General features: G+C 72.0%; 25 protein-coding genes and 1 riboswitch. Of the genes, 12 read left to right on the top strand and 13 right to left on the bottom strand.

From position 1 onward, the window contains the following. Window positions 1-103: 103 nt before the first annotated feature. Complete coding sequence (locus ACZ434_RS26210; RefSeq protein WP_468459946.1) at window positions 104-577, bottom strand: GNAT family N-acetyltransferase; 474 nt, start codon at window positions 575-577, stop codon at window positions 104-106. A gap of 66 nt (window positions 578-643) precedes the next feature. Next, window positions 644-1,228, bottom strand: a complete 585-nt coding sequence (locus ACZ434_RS26205; protein ID WP_468459944.1) for a flavin reductase family protein — start codon at window positions 1,226-1,228, stop codon at window positions 644-646. 327 nt (window positions 1,229-1,555) lie between these two features. Here ACZ434_RS26205 and cdgB point away from each other — a divergent pair, with 327 nt between their 5' ends. Together cdgB and ACZ434_RS26195 are read left to right on the top strand one after the other, a co-directional pair. Further along, complete coding sequence (gene cdgB, locus ACZ434_RS26200) at window positions 1,556-3,244, top strand: diguanylate cyclase CdgB (protein ID WP_468459942.1); 1,689 nt, start codon at window positions 1,556-1,558, stop codon at window positions 3,242-3,244. A 116-nt stretch (window positions 3,245-3,360) separates the two neighbouring features. Then, window positions 3,361-4,290, top strand: coding sequence for a carbohydrate-binding protein (locus ACZ434_RS26195; protein WP_468459939.1), 930 nt, complete (start codon window positions 3,361-3,363; stop codon window positions 4,288-4,290). On the opposite strand, the gene ACZ434_RS26190 is transcribed toward ACZ434_RS26195, so the two are convergent. From ACZ434_RS26190 to ACZ434_RS26180, 3 genes are all read right to left on the bottom strand, one after another. After that, entirely contained in the window at window positions 4,287-5,216 is a 930-nt protein-coding gene (locus ACZ434_RS26190; protein ID WP_468459937.1) for a 1-phosphofructokinase family hexose kinase, read from the bottom strand. The two genes, ACZ434_RS26195 and ACZ434_RS26190, sit on opposite strands and share 4 nt — an antisense overlap. Before the next feature lie 119 nt (window positions 5,217-5,335). Then, window positions 5,336-6,481, bottom strand: coding sequence for an N-acetylglucosamine-6-phosphate deacetylase (gene nagA, locus ACZ434_RS26185; RefSeq protein ID WP_468459935.1), 1,146 nt, complete (start codon window positions 6,479-6,481; stop codon window positions 5,336-5,338). Next, complete coding sequence (locus ACZ434_RS26180) at window positions 6,481-7,431, bottom strand: ROK family protein (protein ID WP_468459933.1); 951 nt, start codon at window positions 7,429-7,431, stop codon at window positions 6,481-6,483. Before ACZ434_RS26180 ends, nagA begins: the two co-directional genes overlap by 1 nt. A 121-nt stretch (window positions 7,432-7,552) precedes the next feature. Here ACZ434_RS26180 and ACZ434_RS26175 point away from each other — a divergent pair, with 121 nt between their 5' ends. Both ACZ434_RS26175 and ACZ434_RS26170 read left to right on the top strand, forming a co-directional pair. Next, entirely contained in the window at window positions 7,553-8,812 is a 1,260-nt protein-coding gene (locus tag ACZ434_RS26175) for an extracellular solute-binding protein (protein ID WP_468459931.1), read from the top strand. Between the two features lie 18 nt (window positions 8,813-8,830). Then, window positions 8,831-9,082, top strand: a complete 252-nt coding sequence (locus ACZ434_RS26170; protein ID WP_468459929.1) for a DUF3263 domain-containing protein — start codon at window positions 8,831-8,833, stop codon at window positions 9,080-9,082. A gap of 189 nt (window positions 9,083-9,271) precedes the next feature. On the opposite strand, the gene otsB is transcribed toward ACZ434_RS26170, so the two are convergent. The 3 genes from otsB to ACZ434_RS26155 form a co-directional block, all read right to left on the bottom strand. Then, window positions 9,272-10,135, bottom strand: coding sequence for a trehalose-phosphatase (gene otsB / locus ACZ434_RS26165; protein WP_468459927.1), 864 nt, complete (start codon window positions 10,133-10,135; stop codon window positions 9,272-9,274). Between the two features lie 80 nt (window positions 10,136-10,215). Next, the gene (locus ACZ434_RS26160) at window positions 10,216-11,619 is read right to left on the bottom strand and encodes an alpha,alpha-trehalose-phosphate synthase (UDP-forming) (protein WP_468459925.1); all 1,404 of its coding nucleotides are present in this window, start codon (window positions 11,617-11,619) and stop codon (window positions 10,216-10,218) included. Window positions 11,620-11,702: 83 nt separating this feature from the next. Further along, on the bottom strand, window positions 11,703-12,647 hold the full coding sequence (locus ACZ434_RS26155) for a glucosyl-3-phosphoglycerate synthase (protein ID WP_468459923.1): 945 nt from the start codon (window positions 12,645-12,647) through the stop codon (window positions 11,703-11,705). Between the two features lie 138 nt (window positions 12,648-12,785). Beyond that, window positions 12,786-12,933, top strand: a riboswitch (SAM riboswitch). Between the two features lie 18 nt (window positions 12,934-12,951). Between ACZ434_RS26155 and thrC the strand changes: the two genes are divergently transcribed. The 5 genes from thrC (at window position 12,952) to ACZ434_RS26130 (ending at window position 18,871) form a co-directional block, all read left to right on the top strand. Continuing rightward, window positions 12,952-14,250, top strand: coding sequence for a threonine synthase (gene thrC / locus ACZ434_RS26150; protein ID WP_468459921.1), 1,299 nt, complete (start codon window positions 12,952-12,954; stop codon window positions 14,248-14,250). 69 nt (window positions 14,251-14,319) lie between these two features. Continuing rightward, the gene (locus ACZ434_RS26145) at window positions 14,320-14,595 is read left to right on the top strand and encodes a ubiquitin-like small modifier protein 1 (protein WP_468459919.1); all 276 of its coding nucleotides are present in this window, start codon (window positions 14,320-14,322) and stop codon (window positions 14,593-14,595) included. A gap of 431 nt (window positions 14,596-15,026) precedes the next feature. Then, complete coding sequence (locus ACZ434_RS26140) at window positions 15,027-15,230, top strand: cold-shock protein (protein WP_004929928.1); 204 nt, start codon at window positions 15,027-15,029, stop codon at window positions 15,228-15,230. Between the two features lie 323 nt (window positions 15,231-15,553). After that, window positions 15,554-17,176: a chaperonin GroEL gene (gene groL / locus ACZ434_RS26135; RefSeq protein WP_004929930.1), complete on the top strand. Its 1,623-nt coding sequence runs from the start codon at window positions 15,554-15,556 to the stop codon at window positions 17,174-17,176. 219 nt (window positions 17,177-17,395) lie between these two features. Beyond that, complete coding sequence (locus ACZ434_RS26130) at window positions 17,396-18,871, top strand: MFS transporter (protein ID WP_468459916.1); 1,476 nt, start codon at window positions 17,396-17,398, stop codon at window positions 18,869-18,871. Window positions 18,872-19,012: 141 nt separating this feature from the next. Here ACZ434_RS26130 and ACZ434_RS26125 read toward each other — a convergent pair whose 3' ends face one another. From ACZ434_RS26125 to ACZ434_RS26115, 3 genes are all read right to left on the bottom strand, one after another. Next, window positions 19,013-19,582 carry a hypothetical protein gene (locus ACZ434_RS26125; protein ID WP_468459914.1) on the bottom strand — a complete coding sequence of 190 codons (570 nt, stop codon included), beginning with the start codon at window positions 19,580-19,582 and terminating at the stop codon, window positions 19,013-19,015. 49 nt (window positions 19,583-19,631) lie between these two features. Continuing rightward, a complete protein-coding gene (murQ, locus tag ACZ434_RS26120) occupies window positions 19,632-20,567 on the bottom strand; it encodes an N-acetylmuramic acid 6-phosphate etherase (RefSeq protein WP_468459912.1) in 936 nt (311 codons plus the stop codon). 126 nt (window positions 20,568-20,693) lie between these two features. Further along, window positions 20,694-21,635, bottom strand: coding sequence for a MurR/RpiR family transcriptional regulator (locus tag ACZ434_RS26115; protein WP_468459910.1), 942 nt, complete (start codon window positions 21,633-21,635; stop codon window positions 20,694-20,696). A 56-nt stretch (window positions 21,636-21,691) separates the two neighbouring features. Here ACZ434_RS26115 and ACZ434_RS26110 point away from each other — a divergent pair, with 56 nt between their 5' ends. Next, window positions 21,692-22,093: a hypothetical protein gene (locus ACZ434_RS26110; protein ID WP_468459908.1), complete on the top strand. Its 402-nt coding sequence runs from the start codon at window positions 21,692-21,694 to the stop codon at window positions 22,091-22,093. Beyond that, entirely contained in the window at window positions 22,090-22,368 is a 279-nt protein-coding gene (locus tag ACZ434_RS26105) for a DUF4031 domain-containing protein (RefSeq protein WP_468459906.1), read from the top strand. The genes ACZ434_RS26110 and ACZ434_RS26105 overlap by 4 nt, the downstream gene beginning before the upstream one ends. On the opposite strand, the gene ACZ434_RS26100 is transcribed toward ACZ434_RS26105, so the two are convergent. Then, a complete protein-coding gene (locus ACZ434_RS26100; RefSeq protein ID WP_468460166.1) occupies window positions 22,350-23,393 on the bottom strand; it encodes a GNAT family N-acetyltransferase in 1,044 nt (347 codons plus the stop codon). The two genes, ACZ434_RS26105 and ACZ434_RS26100, sit on opposite strands and share 19 nt — an antisense overlap. A 34-nt stretch (window positions 23,394-23,427) precedes the next feature. Further along, window positions 23,428-24,090 carry an HD domain-containing protein gene (locus tag ACZ434_RS26095; RefSeq protein WP_468459904.1) on the bottom strand — a complete coding sequence of 221 codons (663 nt, stop codon included), beginning with the start codon at window positions 24,088-24,090 and terminating at the stop codon, window positions 23,428-23,430. Window positions 24,091-24,218: 128 nt separating this feature from the next. Between ACZ434_RS26095 and ACZ434_RS26090 the strand changes: the two genes are divergently transcribed. Beyond that, window positions 24,219-25,070, top strand: coding sequence for an alpha/beta hydrolase (locus tag ACZ434_RS26090; RefSeq protein WP_468459902.1), 852 nt, complete (start codon window positions 24,219-24,221; stop codon window positions 25,068-25,070). Window positions 25,071-25,082: the final 12 nt, after the last annotated feature.

Raw genomic sequence — 25,082 nt, 5'->3', positions numbered from 1 at the left:
GGGTTCGGTGGAGGGGTCACTGCGGGGTCGTGGGGGCTGGGTCCGTTCGGGGTGCGCTGTGCCGGCTCTCGCGTTCGGCGGAGCCGGGCTGGCGGAGTCGTGTTCAGGTCAGGTCGAGTACGCCTACCGTCTCGCCCTCGGACACCTCGCCGTTCTTGTGGAAGCCCAGCGTCAGGTAGAAGTTCTCGGGGCCGTTGTCGCCCGGTTCCCAGGTGACGTAGAACTCGGTCGCGCCCCGGCGGCGCAGTTCCGCGGCCACCGCTTCCACGGCGAACCGGCCGTACCCCTTCCCCTGCTCCTGCGCCGCGATGTTCAGCCGCCATAGACCGGAGCGGATGACGCTGCCGCCGTCCTCGTGCCAGTCGATGTCGAGGAAGGCCATCAGGAAGCCGACCGCGCGGTCGCCGTCCATGATCAGCCGGGGCCAGGCGGAAGCGGGGTGGACGTATGCCTCGGCGAGTGAGTTCACCACCGGTGCGACCGCGTATTCCTGGTCGGGGCGGACCCGTATGCCGAGGGCTGCCTTGAGGTTCTTCGGCGTGATCTCTTCGATGCGAAGTGCTGTGGTCGTCGTCACCCGGGCAGCCTAGGTACGGATGTCCCGTCAGGTGAAAGGAATTATCAGGGCGCGGGAACGAGGCCTTCAGCCCAACTGGCGGTAACGGCCCCGGAAATAGGTCAGGGGGCCGCCGTCCGCGCTGGGGAGACGGGCGGTCATGACGCGGCCGATCACCAGGGTGTGGTCCCCTGCCCGTACGCGCTGCTCGGTGCGGCACTCCAGGGTCGCCAGCGCGCCGCCCACCAGCGGGGCGCCGCTGTACTCGCCGCGCAGGTACGGGATGTCCGCGAACAGCAGGCGGTCGCTGACGCGGCCCTTCATCGCGAAGCGGCCCGCGATGTGCCGCTGGCTCTCGGAGAGCACGGACACCGCCCACACCGGCTGTTCCTCGAGGAGTTCGTCCATGCGGGAGCCCTCGCGCAGGCTGACCAGGACCAGCGGCGGGTCCAGGGAGACGGACAGGAACGAGGTGGCGGTCATGCCGACGTCCTCGCCCGCCGGGGCTCCCGGGTCGTCCGGGTCCAGCGGCGGCTCCTGCGCGGTCACCAGGACCACGCCGGCGGCCAGACGGGACATGGCGGCGCGGAACTCGTCGTTGCTCACCCCCTCAGCATGCCGGGCGGGCGGCGGGACGGTGATCGTGGCCGGGGCGGCGGGAGTGTTCAGCACACCGGAAACGCTAATCTCCGCTCCACGGGCGCCGCATCGGACCCTGGCAGGAGCCGGGACCTAGGACCAACGCCCGACCGGCGCCCGCCCCGGGCACGGACCCCGCGCAACCACCGCGAAAACCGTGTTCGGGAAAAGCGCGGGGAAACCGCGGAAAGACCACGCAATTGTTCACGTTTAGCTGTGACTTGAGTCACAAGGGGCAGGAATTGTTGACCCTGTGTACCGAGTGAGCAGCGCGCTGTGATTCAGTGGCGGGGAAGCTGGTATGACGATACGCCGAAGAGAACCCTTGATTCGCTCCGAGGTCTCGGGGGGAGGGCGAGGATGGAGTCCGAGTCGGAACCCTACGTCCGTCTTGCGTCGCTGCGGCAGCTGCACCGGGCCATGGCCGACATGAACACGGCACGCAGCCTGGCGGACACGTTGCAGACGGTCGCGGACGGCGTCGTGGGCTCCCTCGGGTACGAGCTGGCGGCCGTCAACCTCGTACGCTCCGACGGCGATCTCGTGGTCGCCGCCCTCGCCGGGAACTCCGCCGCCGAGGCCCTCATCACCGGACGGGCCGGCTCCCGCGAGTCCTGGGACCGCCGCCTGAACATGGGCGAACGCTGGGGCGACCTGGTCTTCATACCGCACACCGAGGGCTGGGTCCTCGACGACGACGACGTCCCGCAGTGGTACACCGACGGGCCCGCGCCCCGCTTCGAGGACGAGTGGCACCCCTCCGACCGCCTCTTCGCCCCGATGTACGCGCCCGGCCCGCAGGGCGGCGGCACCTCCGGCGAACTGGTCGGCGTGCTCTCCGTGGACCGTCCGCGCAACGGCCGGCGGCCCGGCGCCTGGGGCCGCGAGGCCCTGCAGATGTACGCCTTCCAGGCCGCCATCGCCATCAGCAACGCGCGTCTACGTGCCAACATGCAGCGCGCCCTGGTCCGGCTGGAACGCGACCAGCAGGCGCTGCGGGCCAGCGAGGAGAGCTTCCGCCAGGCCTTCGAGTACGCGCCCTCCGGCATGGCCATCGCCGAGATGGGCGGTGACCAGCACGGCCGCATCCTGCGCACCAACGACGCCCTGTGCCGCCTCCTTGGCCGCCCCGCCTCCGCGATGCGCCGCTACTCCTTCTCCGACCTCGTCCACCCCGAGGACATAGGCACCCTGCTGCGCACCTCCGCCGAGGGCGGGCGGGCGGAACTGCGCCTCGGCCGCCGCGACGGCACCTACGTCTGGGTCTCCCTGCGCAACTCCGTCGTCGCCGACGCCGCCGACGGCCCCCGCTTCCTGCTCACCCACGTCGAGGACATAGAGGAGCGCAAGCGCCGCGAGCTGCAGCTCGCCCACCGCGCCTCCCACGACTCGCTCACCGGACTGCCGAACTCCGCCGAGCTGCGGGCCCGGCTGGCCTCGCGGCTGTGCCGGCAGCAGCCGCAGCACGCGCTGCCGGCCGACGTCGACTCCATGGACCCCTTCGAGTCCTTCGACTCCCACGACGCCGCCTACGGCCCGCCTGTCTTCGACCGCGGGCACGACTTCGACTTCCCGCCGGACACCGAGGGGTACGACGGGTTCGACCGTCATGTGCACACCGTCGCGCCCGCCGCGGAGTTCGACGACGGCGCCAAGGGGCTCGCGGTGCTCTTCTGCGACCTCGACGGCTTCAAGTCGATCAACGACCGGTTCGGGCACAACGCGGGTGACGCGGTGCTCATCGAGGTCGCCCGCCGGCTCGGCAACGGCGTACGGGACGGCGACACCGTCGCCCGGCTCGGCGGCGACGAATTCGTGATCCTCGCCGACGGACTCGGCCGGGCCGACGCCCAGGACCTCGCCGTACGGCTGCGCAACGAGATCATCCAGCCCATCCGGGCCGAGGGACGGGCCGTGCGGGTCGGGGCCAGCTTCGGCATCGGCTGGGCACATTGCGGGATGACGGCGGACGAAGTGCTGAAGTCCGCGGACGAACGGATGTACGTCGAGAAACGATCTCGTCCCAAACAGCACAGACGTGCGGGATGATACGCAGGTCAGTGCGTTGATGCGGTCGGCGTCACCCGATCGGCTCAGGGGGACCGGGTAGGCTCGCCTTCTCCGCACACGTACAGCACCCGATCCGCAGCTAGGAGCACCAAGGGATGACGCCCGGCAACAACGGCGCGAGCACGCCCGAGGACGACGACCCGTTCGGCTACCTCTACGCCGACGGGCAGGCCAACGGAGCACAGCCGCCGTCCGGGGGCTACGGCTACCCGAACTCGGTCAACCGGGTGCGGCCGGTGGGAACCCGGCAGTACGGCCAGCAGGCGCAGCCCGGCCCGCAGGCACCGCCGCAGCAGGGCGCGTACGGCCAGGCGAACGCCCACTACGCCGCGCCGGAGACCCTGCCGGGCGGCGGCGCCACCACGACGTCGTCGCACCAGCCCGCGCACGGCGGGGGCGGCCGGGGCCGCGGCCCGAACACCAAGGGCCTCCTCATCGGCGCGATCGCGGTCGTCGCCGCGGTCGTCATCGGCATCGGCATCGCCATGGTCGGCGGCGACGACGACAAGGGCGGCGACCAGGCCGACGCGAGCCCGACCCAGTCCCAGGACCAGGGCGAGCCGAGCCCCTCGGCGAGCAAGGGCGGGGACGAGGAGGAGAAGGCCGAACTGCCGACCATCGACGCGAAGGCGCTCCGCTTGGAGGGGGGAGCGGCCACGGCCTCGGAGTTCAAGGGCGCGAAGGCCGACGGCGGCGTCTATGTGTCGGGTTTCAACCAGGTGGGCGCGAAGGTCACCTGGACCGTCAACGGCATCAAGGAAGGCACCTACCGGTTGTACGTGGCCTACGGCACCCCGGGTGAGGACGCCGACGCGACCGTGGTGGTCAACGGCAAGGCCGAGTCCCGCCCCATGAACATGAAGAACTTCGGCAACACCCCCAAGGGCGACTGGGAAAAGGGCTGGAAGACGACCTGGGCCAACGTCAACCTGGCCGACGGTACGAACACCATCGAGCTCGCTTGCAACGACGGCAACAAGTGCAACGCCGTCCTCGACCAGTTCTGGCTTGCCCCGGAGGGCTAAGCCGCGTTGGTATCCCTGTGCACCGTGATCGCGGGCAGCAGGTCCTCGTAGGTCGCGTGGTCGAACTCGCCGGCGGTCGGGGAGAGGACCGTGGCGGCCGAGAGGGCGATCGCGCGGGACAGGGCGGTGGGCCACGGCTGCTGGTCCACCAGGGCGGACAGCAGGCCCGCGACGGCCGAGTCGCCGGCGCCCGTCGGGTTGCCGCGCAGGCGGGCCGGTGGGGTCGCGCGCCAGCGGGAGTCGGGGGTGACGGCGAGGAGGCCCTGCGGGCCCAGGGAGGCGACCACCGTGCCGGCGCCGCGGCGGCGGGCGTCCTGGACGGCGCGCAGCGGCTCGTGGGAGCCGGTGAGTTCGGCCAGTTCCTCGGCGTTGGGCTTGAGGATGTCGGGGCGGCCCGCGACCCCGCGGCGCAGGGCCGCGCCGCTGGTGTCGAGGAGGGCCGGCACTCCGGCCGCGCGGGCGGTGCGGATCAGGCCCGCGTACGCGCCCACCGGGACGCCCGGGGGCAGGCTGCCGCACAGGGCCACCGCCGAGGCGGAGGCCAGCAGGTCCTCGTACACCTCCTGGAACGCCGACCACTCGGCGTGGCTGACGACCGGGCCGGGCTCGTTGAGCTGTGTGGTGCCGCCGGAGCGTCCGTCGACGACGGCCACGGTGCGCCGGGTGGTGCCGGAGATGGGGAGCAGGGCGTCCGTGAGGTGCGGGACCTCGGTGAGCCGGTCGCGCAGGACGCGTCCCGTCGTGCCGCCCGAGAAGCCGGTGACCGTCACCTCGTGCCCGAGGGCGGCGAGCACCCGGGCCACGTTGACGCCCTTGCCGCCGGGGCGTTCCGTCACCTCGGTGACCCGGTGGGAGGAACCGGGCCTGAGGGACGGTATGCGATAGGTGATGTCGAGAGCGGTGTTCAGCGTGACCGTGAGGATCACCGGGCCGACCTCCCCTTTTGCCTGCGGATTCCATGTGTCCCGGGGCACGATCATGCCAAATGGACGGCGGTCGGCCCAGCCCTCGGACCGGCCGCCGTCCGGTGCGACGACGGGACGGATCAGCCCAGTCGGGGATCGACCACCCATTCCCCCCGGCGCATCACGCCCACCACGTCGAAGCCGGCGTCCAGCACCACCAGGTCGGCGTCCTTCCCGGGCTCCAGGGAGCCGATCCGGTCGTCCAGGCCGAGCAGCCGGGCCGGGTTGGCGGAGATCGCCGCGACGACGTCCTCCACGGGCAGCCCGTCCACCGTCACCGCCCGCTTGAAGGCACGGTCCAGGGTGAGCGTGGAGCCGGCGATGGAGCCGCCCTCCACCAGCCGGGCGACCCCGTCGGCGACGTCGACCTCCATCGGGCCCAGCATGTAGCGGCCGTCGCCGAAGCCGGCCGCGTCCATCGCGTCGGTGATGAAGGCGACCCGCCGCGGGCCCGCGTGGTGGAAGGCCAGCTGGAGCGCGGCCGGGTGCAGGTGCGTACCGTCGTTGATCAGTTCGACGGTGACCCGCTCGTCCTCGAGGAGGGCGGTGATCGGGCCCGGGGCGCGGTGGCCGAGCGGGGGCATCGCGTTGAACAGGTGGGTGGCGACGGTGGCGCCCGCGTCGATGGCCGCGAGGGTCTGCTCGTACGTCGCGTCGGTGTGCCCGACGGCGGCGATCACGCCGTGCTCGGCGAGCAGCCGTACGGAGTCCAGGCCGCCCGGCAGCTCGGTGGCGAGCGTCATCATCCGCGCCTGCCCGTGCGCCGCGTCGATCAGTTTGCGCACCTCGGCCGGGTCGGGGTCGCGCAGCAGCTGCTCGTTGTGGGCGCCCTTGCGGCAGGGGGAGATGAACGGCCCCTCGAAGTGGATGCCGGCGATGTCGCCCTGCTGGGCCAGCTCCGCCAGCATGCCGGCGTGCCGGGCGAGGAAGTCCAGGTCGCCGGTGACGGCGGAGGCGACCAGGGTGGTGGTGCCGTGCAGCCGGTGGGTGCGTACGCCCTGGAGGACGTCCTCGGCGGTGCCGCCGGCGAAGGACGCGCCGCCGCCGCCGTGGTTGTGGATGTCGACGAAGCCGGGGACCAGCCAGTGGCCGCTCAGGTCCGTGGTGCCGGCGTCGCCGGCGGCCGTGTCCGCGATCCGCGTGCCCTCGACGATCACGCGGCCGTCGTCCACGGTGCCGGTGGGCAGTACCACCCGGGCGCCGGTGAGAACCTTGGTGGGGGCCATCAGGTGGTTACCTCCGAGGGGTCAGTGGTGTCGTCGTCGATGAGGTCCCAGGCGAGAAGTCCCGCGCCCAGGCATCCGGCGGTGTCCCCGAGGGCCGCGGGGACCAGGGACGGCAGCCGCTGGAAGGTGACCCGCCGCCGGACGGCCTCCCGCAGGGGTGTGAACAAGGTTTCCCCCGCCTCCGCGAGCCCGCCACCGATGATCAGCGTGCGGGGGTCCAGCAGGGTGAGCGCCGTGACCAGCCCGTCGGCGAGCGCGTCCACGGCCTCCTGCCACACCTGACGGGCCCGTACGTCCCCGGACTCGACGGCCTTCGCGCAGTCCGCCGCGTCCGCGTCCGGGTCGCCGGAGGCCGCCGCCCACGCCTCGCTGACCGCCGCCGCGGACGCGAACCGCTCCAGGCAGCCGCGCTGCCCGCACGGGCAGGGAGCGCCGCCGGGCCGTACGACGATGTGGCCGATCTCGCCCGCGAAGCCGTGCGCGCCCGCCTCCACCCGGCCGCCGATGCCGATGGCGCCCGCGATCCCGGTGCCCAGCGGCACGAACAGGAACCGGTCGGTGCCCCGCCCGGCCCCGATGCGGCCCTCGGCGAGGCCGCCGGTGCGCACGTCGTGGCCGAGGGCGACGGGGACGCCGCCCAGCCGCTCGGTGAGCAGCGCGCGCAGCGGGACGTCGCGCCAGCCGAGGTTGACCGCGTGGACGGCGAGGCCGCGCGTCTCGTCGACGATGCCGGGGACGGCGACTCCGGCGGCGGAGGCCGGCTCGCCGTGCTCGCGGATGCCGTGGGCGCGCAGGTCGGCCGCGAAGTCGAGGATCTCCGCGACGACCGCGTCCGGGCCGCGTTCGCGGCCGGTGGGGCGGCGGGCCCGGTGCAGCAGCTCGCCGTCCGCCCCGACCAGGGCGGCCTTCATCCCGGTGCCGCCCACATCGAGGGCGATGACATGTTTCACGGAGGACAGTGTGACCCCGGGACCCGCAAGAGGTCTAGTCCACTCACGTGGTGTAGACCTTATTCCGATAATCGGAATGTTTTCGGAGGGCGCGAGGCGCGCCCGGGCAGGGGCAGGGCACGTGCAGCGGCGGGTCAGGACAAGGACGATCGCGGCGGTGTCCGCGCTGGGGCTGACGGGAGTCCTCGGCGGGTGCGGAACGGGCGGCGGATCGTCGGACGTCACCCTCACCCTCGTGGCCGCCGACTACGGCAACAGCGCGGCCGACAGCTCCAAGAAGTACTGGGCCGACCTGGTCGAACGGTACGAGGCCGACCACCCCGGGGTGAGGATCGACGTACGCGTCCACTCCTGGAGCGACGTCGACCGCGAGGTCAAGGAGATGGTCGACGCCGGTGACCCGCCGGACATGGCGCAGATCGGCGCGTACGCCGACTACGCGGCCGAGGGCATGCTCTACAAGGCCGGCGACCTGCTCTCCATCCCCGTCCAGGCGGACTTCCTCTACCAGCTCACCGAGGCGGGCCAGGTCAACGGCGTGCAGTACGGCATGCCGTTCGCCGCGTCCACGCGCGTGCTGTTCTACAACAAGGACCTGTTCGCCAAGGCCGGCATCACCCCGCCCACCACCTGGGACGAGCTCGCCGAGAACGCCGAGGCGCTCGACGCGCAGGGCGTGAAGTACCCGTACGCGCTGCCGCTCGGCCCGGAGGAGGCGCAGGCGGAGACCATGCAGTGGCTGCTCAGCGGCGACGGCGGCTACACCGACCTCGCCGGCACCTACGGCATCGACTCCACGGAGAACGTCGAGACCTTCAGCTGGCTGCGCGACGAACTGGTCGGCGAGGGGCTCACCGGCCCCGTCGCGCCCGGCAAGCTCGACCGGGCCAAGGCGTTCGAGGCGTTCGCCGCCGGTGACGTCGGCATGCTCAACGGGCATCCCTCGCTGATGAAGATGGCCCGGGAGAAGGGCGTGAAGTACGGCATGGTGCCGACGCCGGGTGCCGACGGCGCGAGCTCCGCCACGCTCGGGGTCGCCGACTGGATGATGGCCTTCGAGAAGAACGGCCACCGCGACCAGGTCGGCGACTTCCTCGACTTCGTCTACAGCGAGAAGAACGTGCTCGCCTTCTCCCGCGAGTACGACCTGCTGCCGGTCACCGGCTCCGCGTCCCGCACGATGGCCGCCTCCGAGAAGGACGAGGACCTCAAGCCGTTCCTCGACCAGCTGCCGACCTCCGAGCTCTACCCGGTCGGCACCACGTCCTGGGCGGCGGTCAACGCGGCGATCAAGAAGCAGATCGGCAAGGCGGTCGCACCGGGCGGGAGCCCCGCGGGGGTCCTGGGAAGCCTTCAGGCGACGGCCGCGCGGGCGAAGTAGCGGAGTAGCCTGCGGGGCATGGACGACATGGGGGACGAGTCGCGCGGTGGGCTGGCGCGGAGGGAGCGGGACATTCTCGCGCTGGAACGGCGGGGGTTCGCCGGGCCCGGGGTGAAGGAGCGGGCGATCCGGGAGGAGCTGGGACTGGCGCCTGTGCGGTACTACCAGTTGCTGAACGCTTTGCTGGACGATCCCCGGGCGCTCGCCCATGACCCGGTGACGGTCAACCGGCTGCGCCGCATCCGCGAGTCCCGCCGCGGCGAGCGGTGACCTCGCCCCCGCCGCCCCTTCCCGTCCCGTCCTGGGGCTCCGCCCCAGACCCCGCTCCTCAAACTCCCCCGGAGGGGGTACCCCCAGAGGGGCTGACCTCAGCCCCTCCGGCGTTTGAGGAGCGGGGGTCCGGGGGCAGCGCCTCCGGGGGACGGGAAGGGGAAGGGGCGGCGGGGGCGACAACACCCGTCAGGGCAACCGCCCCGCCAGCCCCCGCAGCAACCGCACCACGCCCTCCGGCCCCTCCGTCACCACATCCGCCCGTTCCCGCAGCTCCGCGACCTCCTCACTGCCGCTGCACACCAGCACCCCCGGCGTCCCCGCGGAGCGCAGCTCGTCGACCGCCGAGTACGCGGCGAGATCCCCCAGGTCGTCACCGGCGTAGAGCACCGACCCCGCCCCGATCTCCCGGGCGTACTCCCGCAGCGCGACGCCCTTGTCCATGCCCGGCGGGCGCAGCTCCAGGACCATGCGGCCGGGCTCGACGACGAGACCGTGCCGGGCGGCGAGGTCGGTGAGCGGCTCGCGCAGGGCCTCGAACGCGGCCTGCGGATCGGCGGCCCTGCGGGTGTGGACGGCCACGGCCCGGCCGCCCTTCTCCTCGATCCAGGTGCCCTGCCACGCCCCGCACCGGTCGAGCAGCCCCGGCAGCTCAGCGCGGGCGGCGGCGACCCCGGGGTGCGGTGCGGGCGCGGTGACGGTGCCGGTCGCGGCGTCCCAGCGTTCGGCGCCGTAGTGGCCGAGAACGACGAGGTGCTCCAGACCGGGGACGCCCGCGAAGCCGCCGTTGCGGACGGCGACGCCGGCCGGCCGGCCGGTGACGACCGCGACCGCGGCGACCTTCGGGGCGAGCGCGGCGAGCGCGGGCACCGCGCCGGGGTGCGCGCGGGCCTGCTCGGGGTCGGACACGATCGGCGCGAGCGTCCCGTCGAAGTCGAGCCCGATCAGCGCCTTCTCCGGGCAGGAGAGCAGCGCCTGAAGTCCTTCCCGGCCGGCCCGCGTGGCGGGGGTCGGCATGGCGTTCGGGTCCGTGGAATCCGTATGGCTGGCCATACGCCCAACCTATCCGCGCCCACCCCGTCGCACGCCTGCCCGACCGGCCATACCGGTCGGCGGTTCAGCGGTTCGGCGGTTCAGCGGGGCGCCGCACCGTCCCGCAGCGCGTTCAGCTGGTCCAGGAACCAGCGGGCCGGGGGGAGCGCGGTCGCCGACGCGGCGAGGCGTTTGGTGCGGTCGGCGCGGTCGCCGGGGCCCATCGTCAGGGCCTCGTGCAGGGCGTGGGCGGTCTCGACGACGTCGTACGGGTTGACCGTGATCGCGTCCTCGCCCAGCTCCTCGTGGGCGCCCGCCTCCCGTGACAGGACCAGCGCGCAGCCCGCGTCGGAGACGACCGGGACCTCCTTGGCGACCAGGTTCATGCCGTCGCGGATGGGGTTGACCAGGGCCACGTCGGCCAGCCGGTACGCGGCGAGCGAGCGCGCGAAGTCGTCCTCGACGTGCAGGACGACCGGCCGCCAGCCCGGGGTGCCGTACTGCTCGTTGATCTCCTCGGCGACCCGCCGCACCTCGGCGGTGTAGTCGCGGTAGACGGCGAGGTCCTGCCGGGAGGGGTAGGCGAAGGCGACGTGCACCACGCGTTCGCGCCACTCGGGACGGTCGTCCAGGAGCTGCCGGTACGCCAGCAGGCCCCGCACGATGTTCTTCGACAGTTCGGTGCGGTCCACCCGGACGATCGTCCGGCGCCCCTCGCCGATCTCCTCCCGCAGCGCGGTGATCCGCTCCTCGACGTCCGCCTCGTGGGCGCGGGCGCGCAGGAAGTCGGCGTCGGCGCCCAGGCCGTGCACGCCGATCTCCGTGTCCCCGGGCCCGCCCGCGAACCGCTCGCAGCAGGCGCTGAACGCGTCCGCCCAGCGCCGGGTGAGGAAGCCGAGCCGGTCGGCGCCGAGCATCCCGCGCAGCACCTGCCGGGCGATGTCGCCGGGCAGCATCGCGAAGTACTCCGGCGGCGCCCACGGCGTGTGCGAGAAGTGCCCGATGCGCAGATCCGGGCGGAGCTCGCGGAGCATGCCGGGGACGAGGGTCAGGTGGTAGTCCTGCACCAGGACCGCCGCCCCCTGCGCCGCCTCCTCGGCCAGCGCCTCGGCGAACGCGCGGTTGTAGCTCTCGTACGACGCCCACCGGCGGCGGAACTCCGCGTCGAAGACCGGTTCCAGCGGCGTCTGGTACAGCATGTGGTGCACGAACCACAGCACCGAGTTGGCGATCCCGTTGTACGCGTCCGCGTGCACGTCCGCCGGGATGTCCAGCATCCGCACGCCGTCCTCGCCGGCCCCGCGCCGGACCGCCTCGCGGTCGCCGTCGGACAGGGCCGAGCACACCCACAGCGCACCGGCCTCGGGGCCGATCGCCGACAGCCCGGACACCAGCCCGCCCCCGCCCCGCCTGGCCCGCAGCGACCCGTCGTCCGACACCTCGTACGAGACCGGCCCCCGGTTGGAGGCGACCAGCACCTGAGCTGCACCGAAGCTTGAAGCCATACGCCTCAACCTAGCCCGGCCCCCACCACCTCAAACGTGCCCCGGCGCCACGCCCCCGTTTCCGAGGCCGGGCCACCGGTGGATCAGGCCACCCGGCGGGCCTGGTACTCGGCGATGTCCGTCATCGGCGGCCGTTCCTCCGTGTCCACGGAGTACGTCCGGGGTTCGAAGTTGTCGCCCGTGCGTTCGAACTGGGTGAGCGACGGGCGGATCAGGTGGCCGCGGGCCAGGCGCAGCTGGGCGGTGCGGTAGATCGCGGCGGCCATCCGGCCGAGGGCCTGGCCGTCCTGGTGCCGGTGCTTGCGCACCCCGACGTCGACCTGGGCGAGCGCGTCCAGGCCCACCAGGTGCAGGGCGTCGACCAGCATGCCCAGCTCGACGCCGTACCCGACCGGGAACGGCAGCTGCTCCAGGAGGGAGCGGCGGGCCGCGTACTCGCCGCCCAGCGGCTGGACGAAGCCGGCCAGCTGCGGCCAGTGCATGTTCAGCAGCGGGCGGGCCATCAGCTCCGTGACCCGGCCGCCCTGGCCGGCGGCGGCGCCGAGGGGGCGGTCGTACATGGCCTTGACCAGGTGCACGGCCGGATCGGTGAGCAGCGGGCCGACGATGCCGGAGACGAAGTCGGAGGAGAACTCCCGCAGGTCGGCGTCGACGAAGCACACGATGTCGCCGCGCGTGACCAGCAGCGACCGCCACAGCACCTCGCCCTTGCCGGGCACCGCCGGCAGGCGGGGCAGGATCGTGTCCCGGTGCACCACCGTCGCGCCGGCCGCCGCCGCCTCCTCGGCGGTGCGGTCGGTCGAGCCCGAGTCGACCACCACCACCTCGTCGACCAGCGGCACGCGCAGCATCAGGTCGTGCCGGATCACCGACACGATCGCGCCGACCGTGGCCTCCTCGTTCAGCGCCGGCAGCACCACGCTCACCGTCTGTCCCGTGGCACGTTTCGCCGCCAGGATCCGGTGGAGCGGGCGGTCGGCCACGGACCAGGAACGGTCGGTCAGCCAGCGCTCGACTTCTTCCAGCACGGTCCCGGGCTCCTCACTGGCCTGTGATCCATCTCGCGGTTCGGACGACTATCTCAACCCACCAGGCCTTCGGTTACAGTCTTGAACAACGCCGAGGCCCACCGCATGCCGGGGGTCGCCGCGCGGACAACTGAACACCGCTCATCCAGAGGGGCAGAGGGATACGGCCCGATGAAGCCCCGGCAACCCTCCAGTCGGTTCTTGTCACGCGGACGTGGCGAGGCTCCCGGCTAGGGAAGGTGCCAAATCCGTCTCACGGCGAGATGCGTCGTGAGGAAGATGAGGAGAAAGGGCCTCGCCTCACATGGCTGTGCAGACTTTTGCAAGCACCACCGACTCCGCCGCCGCGAACGCCGTCGATCTGGGCCCCGCCGCCGCGCTCTCCTGCCGCGAATGCGGCCACCGCGTGCCCCTCGGACCCGTCTTCGCCTGCGAGGAGTGTTTCGGCCCGCTGGAGATCGCCTACGACTTCTCCGCCTACGACACCGAGCAGCTGCGGGCCCGGATCGAAGCGGGCCCCGCGAACATCTGGCGTTACGCGCCCCTGCTGCCCGTCCCGGCGGACGTGGCGACCAAGCCGAACCTGAACCCCGGCTGGACCAAGCTCGTCCAGGCCGACAACCTCGCCCGCGAACTGGGCGTCGACCCCGGGAAGCTGTTCGTCAAGGACGACTCCGGCAACCCCACGCACTCCTTCAAGGACCGCGTCGTCGCCCAGGCCCTCGAGGCCGCCCGCGCCTTCGGCTTCACCACCCTCTCCTGCTCCTCCACCGGCAACCTGGCCGGCGCGGTCGGCGCCGCCGCCGCCCGGGCGGGCCTGCGCTCCTGCGTGTTCATCCCGCACGACCTGGAGCAGGGCAAGGTCGTCATGGCCGCCGTCTACGGCGGCGAACTCGTCGGCATCGAGGGCAACTACGACGACGTCAACCGCTTCTGCTCCGAGCTGATCGGCGACCCGGCCGGCGAGGGCTGGGGCTTCGTCAACGTCAACCTGCGGCCGTACTACGCGGAGGGCTCCAAGACCCTCGCGTACGAGATCTGCGAGCAGCTGGGATGGCGGCTGCCCGACCAGATCGTCGTGCCGATCGCCTCCGGCTCGCAGCTCACGAAGATCGACAAGGGGCTGCAGGAGCTGATCGGGCTCGGGCTGGTCGAGGACAGGCCGTACAAGATCTTCGGTGCCCAGGCGGAGGGCTGCTCGCCGGTGTCCACCGCGTACAAGGCGGGGCACGACGTCGTCCGCCCGCAGAAGCCGGACACGATCGCCAAGTCGCTGGCGATCGGGAACCCGGCGGACGGGCCGTACGTACTGGACATCGCCCGGCGGACGGGCGGGGCGGTGGAGGACGTGGACGACGTGCGGGTCGTCGACGCGATCAGGCTGCTCGCGCGGACCGAGGGGATCTTCGCGGAGACCGCCGGGGGTGTGACGGTGGGGGTCACCAGGAAGCTGCTCGAGGGCGGTGCGCTCGATCCGTCGTTGACCACCGTCGTGCTCAACACGGGGGATGGTCTCAAGACGCTCGACGCGGTGGCGGGGACGGGGATGACCGCGACGATCCGTCCCAGCCTCGAGTCGTTCCATGAGGCCGGGCTCGGCTGAGTCGTTCGTCCACGGGGCCGCGGAGGCTGGCCGCGTCCCTGGGTGTGTTTTGTCTGACCGGAGGTTTTCATGAGCGTGAGCGTTCGTATCCCGACCATTCTGCGTACCTACACCGGTGGGCGGGCCGAGGTTGCCGCCGAGGGGGCGACCCTCGGCGAGGTCATCCAGGACCTGGAGAAGAACCACACCGGGATCGCCGCCCGGGTGCTGGACGATCAGGGCAAGCTGCGGCGGTTCGTGAACGTCTACGTCAATGACGACGACGTGCGGTTCGAGCAGGGGCTCGAGACGGCCACCCCGGACGGGGCCGGTGTGTCGATCATTCCGGCGGTCGCCGGCGGCTGATCGTTACCTTCGGTAACGACGGTTACCGAAGGTTCGGGTCATTGCCCCCTCCGTGAGAGATGCGGAGGGGGCAATTCCATGAGGTTGAGCGCGGTAGGGTTGGGGAACGCGCTCCCGATCCACTGATCGAGCACCCTGAATTTCTGCCGCCGGCCCGACCGGATGTAGCCAAAGTGTGGCCACTTTCTGCGGCATTTGTGACCTTTGTCCGGCCCGTCTTGCCCTGAAATCAGGCGAATTCTCGCCACATTCCGGACCGCCGACGTCCAGATTTCTCGTCCGATTGACCTGTTGCAGACGGCAGTTGGGCAGATACATTCAGCCGCGGTCGACGCGTTCCGGCGCACGCCCCCAACCGTTTGGGGGGTGAGGTCTGACCCGGATCCGCGAAGTGTGGATCTGTGCAAGGGCCAGTAATAGGGGAGTTAGGCATGGCTCAGGGCACCGTCAAGTGGTTCAACGCGGAGAAGGGGTACGGCTTCATCGCGGTCGACGGTGGTGCGGATGTTTTCGTCCACTACAGCGCGATCCAGATGGACGGCTACCGCACCCTCGAAGAAGGCCAGCGGGTCGAGTTCGAGATCTCGCAGGGTCAGAAGGGCCCGCAGGCCGACATGGTCCGGCTCAGCGCCTGAACGCGCTACCAGCCGCAAGCATCTTCTGCCGACGAAGGGCCCGCACCCCCCGGGGTGCGGGCCCTTCGCCGTGCGTGCGCGGCCGAGCGGTGTTCGCGCGCGGCTGAGCGCCCCCGTGTACTCCTCCTGGGCGCTTGCACTCGCATGGGTCGAGTGCTAATCATTGGCGTTAGCACTCTGAAGGTGAGAGTGACAACGTAAGGACCGGGTCGGTGAGGCCCGCGGGCCTCGTGGGGCAAGGAACCACGGGCCGGCGAGCCGTCCGTCGCGGGCGCGGGCGCGGTCCGAAGGAATCACCCCCAGTCCTGGAGGGACCACTTCACATGGCCAAGATCATCGCGTTCGACGAGGAGGCGCGGCGCGGCCTCGAGCGCGGCATGAACCAGCTCGCGGACGCCGTCAAGGTGACGCTCGGCCCCAAGGGCCGCAACGTCGTCCTCGAGAAGAAGTGGGGCGCCCCCACGATCACCAACGACGGTGTGTCCATCGCCAAGGAGATCGAGCTCGAGGACCCGTACGAGAAGATCGGCGCCGAGCTGGTCAAGGAAGTCGCCAAGAAGACGGACGACGTCGCCGGTGACGGTACGACCACCGCGACCGTTCTCGCCCAGGCCCTGGTCAAGGAGGGCCTGCGCAACGTAGCCGCCGGCGCCAACCCGATGGCCCTCAAGCGCGGTATCGAGAAGGCCGTCGAGGCCGTCTCCGGTGCCCTGCTGGAGCAGGCGAAGGACGTCGAGACGAAGGAGCAGATCGCCTCCACGGCCTCCATCTCCGCCGCCGACACCCAGATCGGCGAGCTCATCGCCGAGGCCATGGACAAGGTCGGCAAGGAAGGCGTCATCACCGTCGAGGAGTCCCAGACCTTCGGTCTGGAGCTGGAGCTCACCGAGGGTATGCGCTTCGACAAGGGCTACATCTCGGCGTACTTCGCCACCGACATGGAGCGTATGGAGGCCGTCCTCGACGACCCGTACATCCTGATCGCGAACTCCAAGATCTCCAACGTCAAGGACCTGCTCCCGCTCCTGGAGAAGGTCATGCAGTCGGGCAAGCCGCTGCTGATCATCGCCGAGGACGTCGAGGGCGAGGCCCTGTCGACCCTGGTCGTCAACAAGATCCGCGGCACCTTCAAGTCCGTCGCGGTCAAGGCCCCGGGCTTCGGCGACCGCCGCAAGGCCATGCTCGGCGACATCGCCATCCTCACGGGCGGCGAGGTCATCTCCGAGGAGGTCGGCCTCAAGCTGGAGAACGCGACGCTCGACCTGCTGGGCAAGGCCCGCAAGGTCGTCATCACCAAGGACGAGACCACCATCGTCGACGGTGCCGGCTCGGCCGACCAGGTCCAGGGCCGCGTGAACCAGATCCGCGCCGAGATCGAGAACAGCGACTCGGACTACGACCGCGAGAAGCTCCAGGAGCGCCTGGCGAAGCTCGCCGGCGGTGTCGCGGTCATCAAGGCCGGTGCCGCCACCGAGGTGGAGCTCAAGGAGCGCAAGCACCGCATCGAGGACGCCGTGCGCAACGCCAAGGCGGCCGTCGAGGAGGGCATCGTCGCCGGTGGTGGCGTGGCCCTGCTCCAGGCCTCCCAGGTCTTCGAGAAGCTGGAGCTCGAGGGTGACGAGGCGACCGGCGCCAACGCCGTGAAGCTCGCCCTGGAGGCCCCGCTGAAGCAGATCGCCGTCAACGGTGGTCTCGAGGGCGGCGTCGTCGTGGAGAAGGTCCGCAACCTCCAGGTCGGCCACGGCCTGAACGCCGCGACCGGCGAGTACGTCGACATGATCGCCGAGGGCATCATCGACCCGGCGAAGGTGACCCGTTCCGCGCTGCAGAACGCCGCCTCCATCGCCGCGCTGTTCCTCACCACCGAGGCCGTCATCGCCGACAAGCCGGAGAAGGCCGCGGCCCCGGCCGGCGGCGGCATGCCGGGCGGTGACATGGACTTCTGATCCCTCCGGGATCGGATCCGTCCGTCGCGTGACCGAGGGCGGCATCCCCTGTTGTTCCGACAGGGGATGCCGCCCTCGGGTGTTGTCGAGGGTGGGGGCGCGGGGTTATCAGGTGATTTGAGCGGGTGTGTCGCTCGGGTTTGAACTTGCTTAAGTCAATCAATCTCCATATAGTTGCCTGAGTCAAGTAGACCTGAGTCATCACGGAGAACCCCCTTCATGTCCGACGCACCCGTCCGATCCGACACGACCGGCACCGCCGCGCCGCCCAAGACCGGTGCCGTGGTGCCCGTACTCGCCTTCGGCGGCATCGTGGTCTCGCTGATGCAGACCCTGGTGATCCCGATCGTGGGACAGCTGCCGCAGTACCTGAACGCCTCCGCCGCGGACACCGCCTGGGCCATCACCGCCACCCTGCTCGCCGCCGCCGTCGCCACGCCGGTCATGGGCCGCCTCGGCGACATGTACGGCAAGCGCCGCATGCTGCTGATCAGCATGGGCATGCTGGTCGTCGGCTCCGTGGTCGCCGGGCTCAGCGACTCCCTGCTCCCGATGATCGTCGGCCGTGCCCTCCAGGGCCTGTCGTCCGGTGTGATCCCGCTCGGCATCAGCATCCTGCGCGACGAACTGCCCGCGGAGAAGCTGGGCTCCGCCACCGCGATGATCAGCGCCTCCCTCGGCGTCGGCGGCGCCCTCGGCCTGCCCATCGCCGCGCTCATCGCCGACAACTTCGACTGGCACATGCTCTTCTGGATCTCCGCCGCGCTGGGCGTGGTCGCGCTGATCGCCGTGCTGATCCTGGTCCCGGAGTCGAAGGTGCGCACCGGTGGGCGGTTCGACCTGACCGGTTCGGTCGGCATGGCGGCCGGACTGATCAGTCTGCTGCTGGCGATCTCCAAGGGCGGCGACTGGGGCTGGACGAGCGGCACCACCCTCGGCCTGTTCGCGGCGGCCGCCGTCATCCTGGTGGCCTGGGGCTTCTTCGAGCTGCGCACCGACCAGCCGCTGGTGGACCTGCGCAGCACGGCCCGCCCCCAGGTGCTGATCACCAACCTCGCGTCGGTGGCCATCGGTTTCGCGATGTTCTCGATGTCCCTGGTCATCCCGCAGGTGCTGCAGCTGCCGGAGGAGACCGGTTACGGCCTGGGCCAGTCGCTGCTGATGGCCGGTCTGGTCATGGCGCCGTCCGGCCTGGTGATGATGGCGCTGGCGCCGGTGTCCGCGCTCGTCTCCCGCGCCAAGGGGCCGAAGGTCACGCTGATGATCGGCGCGCTGATCGTGGCCGCCGGCTACGGCCTGAACGTGCTGCTGATGAGCGAGGTCTGGCACTTCGTGCTGGCGTCCTGCGTCATCGGCGCCGGTATCGGCTTCTGCTACGGCGCGATGCCGACGCTGATCATGAGCGCCGTGCCGGCGTCCGAGACGGGGGCCGCCAACGCCCTCAACACCCTGATGCGGTCGATCGGTACGTCCGTCGCCAGTGCGGTGGCCGGTGTCGTGCTGGCGCAGATGACCACCGGGTTCGGTGGGTTCGCGCTGCCGTCCGAGAACGCGTTCCGTACGGTGCTGGCGCTGGGGGCCGGGGCGGCGTTGCTCGGGTTCGTGATCGCCGGGTTCATTCCGCGGCGGCGGACGGTGGCGGCCGGGGCCGCCGTTGGTGGGGTGGCTGAGGCGGCGGAGGCCGCCAAGGCGTAGCCCTGCCGGGGGGTGGGGGACGGTGGGGGTGTCGGGGGTGTGGGTTTCGCCCCCGCCGCCCCTTCCCGTCTCGTCCCGTCCCTGGGGGCTGCGCCCCCGGACCCCCGGGTGCGCCCGCGCGGCGGAGCCGCATATCGGCCCTTAGAGGTTGCCCAGGGGTTCGATGTCGGTCTTGGTCGGGGTGCCCCAGACTCGGAGGACCTCGTAGTCGGTGAACTCGTGGACCAGGCGGTAGGCCATCGCGGGGCGGGGGCCGCGGCGTTGGGCGGCGATGAAGAGTTCGGCCTCGCGGCGGTCCCGGCGCGGGGTGCCGCACAGCTGCCAGGTCTGCCCGTTCCACAGTTCCGGCAGCCAGCGCTGCTGCGGCTGCGGCCGGTCCCCGCTCGCCCCGTACCGGGACGGTACGGGCTCGGCGGGGCGGACCTGCGGGGCGGGGCCGTTGAACTCGGCTCGGCGGGCGGCGCGGCGCCGGGTCTCGCAGAGCAGGCACAGGTCGGGGGCGCTCGTGTCGACCGGTCCGGTCGGGTGCTCGGCGCAGCGGGTGCTGGGCGCGGCCGTGGTGACGCTCTCCTCCAGCAGGTCCAGGGCCCGCCGCAGATCGTTCTTCACTTCGTGCAGCCGGGCGTCCGGGGTGTCGGCGGACAGCGCCTCGCCGTGCTCGCCGAGCACGCGCAGGGCGCGGCCCAGGGCGGTGAGCTGCGCGTGGTTCATGGTTCGTCTCCGGGTCGGGTGCTCTCCAGTATCCGCCCACGGATTCCTTCTACTCCCGCGCCCTGGTGAGGGCCGCGCGCAGATGGCCGTCGGATTCCGCGAGCAGGCGGGCGGCCGTCGGGCCGTCCACGTCCGCCAGGATCACCAGGATCGCGTGCTTGACCTCGCCGTCCGTGGCGGTCAGGGCACGCTCGACGACGTCGTCGGCCGCGCCCGTCGCCTGCGCGACGATACGCCGGGAGCGGGCGCGCAGCTTCTCGTTGGAGGCCCGTACGTCGACCATCAGGTTCCCGTACGTCTTGCCCAGTCGGATCATCGTGATCGTCGACAGCATGTTCAGCACCAGCTTCTGCGCCGTGCCGGCCTTCAGGCGGGTGGAGCCGGTGAGGAACTCCGGGCCCACGACCACCTCGATGCCGTGCTCGGCCGCCGCCGCCAGCGCGCTGCCCCGGTTGCAGGACAGGCCCACGGTGAGGGCGCCGCGGGCGCGGGCGTACTCGACGGCGGCGATCGCGTACGGGGTGCGGCCGGAGGCGGAGATCCCGACCACCGTGTCGTCGGGGGTCGGCTCCAGCGCGGCCAGGTCGGCCTCGGCGAGCTCGCGCGAGTCCTCGGCGCCCTCCACGGAGGTGACCATGGCGTCCGGGCCGCCCGCGATCAGGCCGACGACCCGCGCCGGGTCGGTGTTGAACGTCGGCGGGCACTCGGAGGCGTCCAGGACGCCCAGCCGTCCGGCGGTGCCCGCGCCCGCGTAGACCAGCCGGCCGCCGCGGGCCATCCGCTCGGCGATGGCGTCGATCGCGGCGGCGATCACCGGCGCCTGCTCGGCCACGGCGCCGGCCACGGCGGCGTCCTCGCCGTTCATCAACCGTGCGATCTCGAGCGTGGGCAACCGGTCGACGTCCGCGAGCTCGGGCCGGTACGCCTCGGTGGTCAGCGCTTCCAACTGGGCGCGGAGGTCGCGGTCGTGGGAGGGGGAAGTCATGGGCGGTGTCTTTCGAGTCTGGGTCGGGCGGCTCAGCTGGGGGCGCGGGGCTGTGTCGATGTGCGGCTCCGCCGGGTGGGTGCGATCAGCCACAGACCACCCGCGGTCGGATACAGCGGTCAGCCCCTACGGCCCCTTGCGGAGCACCCGGTGCCGATGCGCCAGCGCCTCGTACGAAGCCGCCAGCGCCGGCGCCGCCGCCTCGTAGGTCCGCTGGGCGACCCCCACGAACAGGCAGTCCACCACCAGCAGCTGCCCCGTCCGGGAGGACATCGCGGCCGGCCGCAGTTCGCTCTCGCGGGCCGTGGACGTGGTGAGCACGTGGTCGGCGTACTGCGTGACGGGACTGTCCGGGCGGCCGGTGACCGCCACCGTCGTCGCCCCGTGCTCGAAGGCCACCCGGAGCGGTTCTATGACGTCCCCGGTCGAGCCGGAGTGCGTGATGGCGATCGCCACATCACCCGAACGGAGCTGCACCGCGTTGGTGACGGCGAGGTGCGGGTCGCTGTGGGCGTGCGCCAGCAGGCCTATGCGCAGCAGTTTCTGGGTGAGGTCCTGGGCGACCAGCCCCGACGCGCCGACCCCGTACACATCGGTGCGGCGGGCGCCGGCCAGGGCGGTCACCGCGGCGGCGAGCTGCACGGTGTCCAGTCCGGCCGCCGTGTCGGCGAGGGTCTGCTGCTCGTCGTAGGCGAGTTTGGCGACGACGTCGGCTATCGGGTCGTCCACCGCGATGTCGGTGGTGATGGCGGGCGCGCGCCCGGACTGCTGCTGGGCGGCGAGACCGGCCAGCGCGAGGCGCAGGTCGCGGTAGCCGGGGTAGCCGAGCAGGCGGGCGGTGCGGACGACGGTGGCCTCGCTGGTGCCGGTGAGTTCGGCGAGTCCGGTGACCGTGAGGGCCGCGCAGCCGGCCGGGTCGTCGGCGACGGCCTCGGCGACCCGCTGCATGGAACGGGTCATCGACGGAGCCAGCGTGCGCACCTTGGCCGCGAGGGCGGCGGGCGCCGGCGGGGCGGACGCGGTACCGCCGCCACCGCTCGCGAAAATTTCCTTCACGTCATTGGTCACGGTATGAAAGATATTTTCGCGCGGGCGTTGTGGTCAAGAGTGCGCACAATGGGGGCATGGACCCCCAGCACCACGATGACCCCGGCACCCGCCCCGTCGGCCCCCTGGAACAGGCGTTGCACGCGGCGCGCGCCCTCGTGCTGGCCGATCTGGTCGCGCGCGAGGTCGCCGAGGCGGACGTGGTGTCCCTGGTCGAGGACTCCGTGGCGCACCGGCGCTGGTGGGTCGAGCAGTGGCCGGAGGGCGCGGGGTTCCTCGCCGGGCTGGTCGCCCAGGACGTCCAGGACGCCCTGCTGGAGCGGTACGGCCGCTGGCCGCTCTGCCCGGTGTGCGGCACCGGCGACCCGCACGCCCTGGAGGTGGAGCCGGAGCTGGGCCCCGATCCGCACTGGGTGTGCCACAAGGCGGGCGTGAAGGTCGCGGCGGTCGGCGGCCTGGGCGGTGCGGTGGCCCCGTGACCGTGTACATCGACCCGCCGACCTGGCCGGGCCACGGCCGGCTCTGGTCCCACCTCGTCAGCGACGTCTCGTACGCCGAACTGCACCTGTTCGCGAGAGGACTGGGGGTGCCGCGCCGCGCCTTCGAACGCGATCACTACGACATCCCCCAGCAGCGGTACGCCGACGCGGTGCTCGCGGGGGCGGTCGAGGTGAGCAGCCGCGAGGTGGTGCGGCTGCTGCACGGGGCGGGGCTGCGGCGGCGCAAGGGGGCGGCTCAGCCGCGCAGTTCGTAGGAGATCTGCCCGGTGTCCTCGGAGACCTGCGTGAAACCGGCCCGGGCGACGACCTTCCGCGAGGGCTCGTTCTCGTGGTCGACGACGGCGACCACGGCCCGTACGCCGTCCTGCTCCAGCGCCCAGCGTGACAGCGTGCGCAGCGCCTCGGTGGCGTAGCCGTGGCCGCGGGCGCCCGGAACGAGGTCGTAGCCGATCTCGACCCTGCCCTCCCCGTCCGGGACTCCGTGGAAGCCCATCGCGCCCACCGCGAGGTCGTCCTCGCGCCGGACCAGCGCGTACATGCCCCACTCCGGGTGGAACACGCCTTCGCTGTACTGCCTGGCCAGGAGCCCGGCGCCTTCGCGGGTGCCGTCGGCTGCCGCCCCGCCGACCCACGCGTAGCCGCCGTCGCCCGACAGGGACAGATCGGCGGCGGCCGCCGGGGTGACGCCCTCCAGAGTGAGCCGTTCCGAGCGCAGCACCGGGTTGTTGCACCAGCGCCAGGCGGTGACCGGCTCCCGTCCCGGCAGGTCGCCGCGCCCGGTCGCCCACAGGAGGGTCTGCCACGGGGTGGGCCCCGGTTCGACCTGCGGGAAGATCCGGGTGAGGACGAAGGAGGCCAGCTCGGCCGGTGGTTCGTGGGCGATCCCCATGCCCTCGGCGATGTCGTGGGTGTGCAGCAGCACCTCGGCCACGCCCATCGCGGCGAAGCCCTCCCGGTTCGCGTGCCGGAAGGGGTAGGGGTGGAAGGCGCGGACGGCGCGCGGGGTGGTGCGGACGGCGGCGGCGAGGAGGGCGCCGGTCGCCTCGATCATGCGCAGGGCGCCCCCGTTGTCGCTGTCCTCGTCGAGGCTGATCTCGAAGGGCACGTACGCGTCCCGCGCCCGCCCGGCGAGCTGTCCCGCGTACGCGATGAGATCGCTCGCGATGTGCACCGCCGTCTCCCGGCAGTTCCACTCCAGCCGCCCGGCCCGCACCCCCGCCCAGTCCCGGTCGGTGACCGCCCCCAGCGCCGCCACGCAGTGCGCGACGGCTTCCTCCACCTGTTCCGCTCCCACAGCATGCATGCCGGGCAGGCTAGGCGGGCGGCCCGGCCGTGGTCGACAGCATTTCCAGCTCGCCGCGCATGTTGTAGCGGGCGGTGGCCTCCCAGTGCTCCCGCCCGTGCGGCGTGCGGAACAGGCGGGGCAGGGCGAGGAGTTGCCGCAGTACGTCGGCACGGCCGGCGCGGAACGCGTCGTTCGGGACGAAGTGGTACTCCTCGCGGACGGCGGCGGTGTAGGCGGCGTACGACGACGGCGGCGCGGCGAGGATCGCCAGGTCGGCGTCGCACAGCACCTGGCCGTCGGGGTCGTCGTCGGCCGGGTCGTGCGTGACGGTGAGCCGGACCAGCCGGGCCACCTCGGCGGTCTTCCCGGCGGACACCCCGGCCTCGGAGAGGGCCCGCTCGGCGAGGCGGGCGGAGCGCTCCTCGTTCTCGGACCGGTCCGGCAGGTACACGGCGTCGTGGAACCACGCGGCGAGCCGTACGACGTCCGGGTCGGCGGCGTGGTCCGCCAGCTCGTCGACGTGGTCGAGGACGGCCGTGAGGTGGGTGAGCGTGTGGTAGTGCCGCTGCGGCTCCTGCCAGCGGCCGAGCAGATCGTCGGCGTACGGCAGCGGGTCCGGGCCGCCCCCGGGCCCGCGGGCCCCTTCCAGGGCACGGACGAAACGGTCTCGCAGGGCTTCGGTGTCGGCCATGAGCCCATTGTCCTCACCCGGCGTGCCGGCGGGGTGACCGGTGGTGCGGACGATCTTCGGCTGGATAGGGTGAGCCGCCAAGTCTCGAACGAACGTCCGTACGCGACGAACAGAAAGCGAGCAACCTGGTGCAACCGACCTTCGTACTGGTCCACGGAGCTTTCGCGAACTCCTTCTCCTTCGCGCCGCTCCAGGCCGAACTCGGCCTCCTCGGGCACCGTTCGGTCGCCGTCGACCTGCCGGGGCACGGCTTCGCGGCGACCTACACCCGCGCCTACCAGGCACCGCAGGACCCCGAAGGGCTCGCCACCGCGCCGGGCGCGATCAAGGGGGTCACGCTCGCGGACAACGCCGCGCACCTGATCGGCGTTCTGGAACGGGCCAAGCGGAACGGTCCGGTGATCCTCGTCGCCCACAGCCGTGGTGGCGTCACGGTCACGGCCGCGGCCAACGCGCGGCCGGACCTGATCGACCGCGTCGTCTACGTCGCGGCCTGGTGCCCGGTCGCGCTCGACGTCGGCGACTACTACGCCGAGCCGGAGATGGCCACGGTCGACGCCGCCTCCCTCGGGCTCGCGATGGCCGGGAACCCCGCCGAACTCGGCCTGCTCCGCGTCAACTTCCGCACCGCGGACCCGGCCGCCCTCGCGGCGCTCAAGGCGGCCTTCCTCGCCGACGGCACCGACGAGGAGTTCCTGACCTTCCTCAACACCTTCCAGCCCGACGAGAACCTGGACGTCGGCACCTCCGACGACCGGGCGCGGGCCGAGACCTGGGGCCGGATCCCGAAGACCTACGTCCGTCTGGACGACGACGCGAGCATGCCGCTCGCGCTCCAGGACCGGCTGATCCGCGAGGGCGACGAGCTGACCCCGGACAACCCGTACGACGTCCGCACGCTCGGCGGCAGCCACCTGAAGTGGCTGGTCGACCCGGCACCGGCGGCCCGGCTTCTGGGGGAGCTTGCCACGCGGGTCTGACGGCGGCCTCGG

It is taken from the genome of Streptomyces sp. NPDC030893 (genome assembly GCF_055571535.1).
The sequence above is the reverse complement of the archived record's forward strand: the minus strand, read 5'-3'. Positions and strand labels throughout refer to the sequence as shown.

Coding starts and splice junctions, on each gene's coding strand:
- nagA (WP_468459935.1), bottom strand. CDS start 6,481: ATGGCCCCCACCAAGGTTCTCACCGGCGCCCGGGTGGTACTGCCCACC.
- ACZ434_RS26125 (WP_468459914.1), bottom strand. CDS start 19,582: ATGAACCACGCGCAGCTCACCGCCCTGGGCCGCGCCCTGCGCGTGCTC.
- ACZ434_RS26110 (WP_468459908.1), top strand. CDS start 21,692: ATGGACCCCCAGCACCACGATGACCCCGGCACCCGCCCCGTCGGCCCC.
- ACZ434_RS26145 (WP_468459919.1), top strand. CDS start 14,320: ATGAGCGTGAGCGTTCGTATCCCGACCATTCTGCGTACCTACACCGGT.
- ACZ434_RS26140 (WP_004929928.1), top strand. CDS start 15,027: ATGGCTCAGGGCACCGTCAAGTGGTTCAACGCGGAGAAGGGGTACGGC.
- ACZ434_RS26195 (WP_468459939.1), top strand. CDS start 3,361: ATGACGCCCGGCAACAACGGCGCGAGCACGCCCGAGGACGACGACCCG.
- groL (WP_004929930.1), top strand. CDS start 15,554: ATGGCCAAGATCATCGCGTTCGACGAGGAGGCGCGGCGCGGCCTCGAG.
- cdgB (WP_468459942.1), top strand. CDS start 1,556: ATGGAGTCCGAGTCGGAACCCTACGTCCGTCTTGCGTCGCTGCGGCAG.
- thrC (WP_468459921.1), top strand. CDS start 12,952: ATGGCTGTGCAGACTTTTGCAAGCACCACCGACTCCGCCGCCGCGAAC.
- ACZ434_RS26160 (WP_468459925.1), bottom strand. CDS start 11,619: ATGGCTTCAAGCTTCGGTGCAGCTCAGGTGCTGGTCGCCTCCAACCGG.
- murQ (WP_468459912.1), bottom strand. CDS start 20,567: ATGACTTCCCCCTCCCACGACCGCGACCTCCGCGCCCAGTTGGAAGCG.
- ACZ434_RS26095 (WP_468459904.1), bottom strand. CDS start 24,090: ATGGCCGACACCGAAGCCCTGCGAGACCGTTTCGTCCGTGCCCTGGAA.
- ACZ434_RS26130 (WP_468459916.1), top strand. CDS start 17,396: ATGTCCGACGCACCCGTCCGATCCGACACGACCGGCACCGCCGCGCCG.
- otsB (WP_468459927.1), bottom strand. CDS start 10,135: ATGGCCAGCCATACGGATTCCACGGACCCGAACGCCATGCCGACCCCC.
- ACZ434_RS26170 (WP_468459929.1), top strand. CDS start 8,831: ATGGACGACATGGGGGACGAGTCGCGCGGTGGGCTGGCGCGGAGGGAG.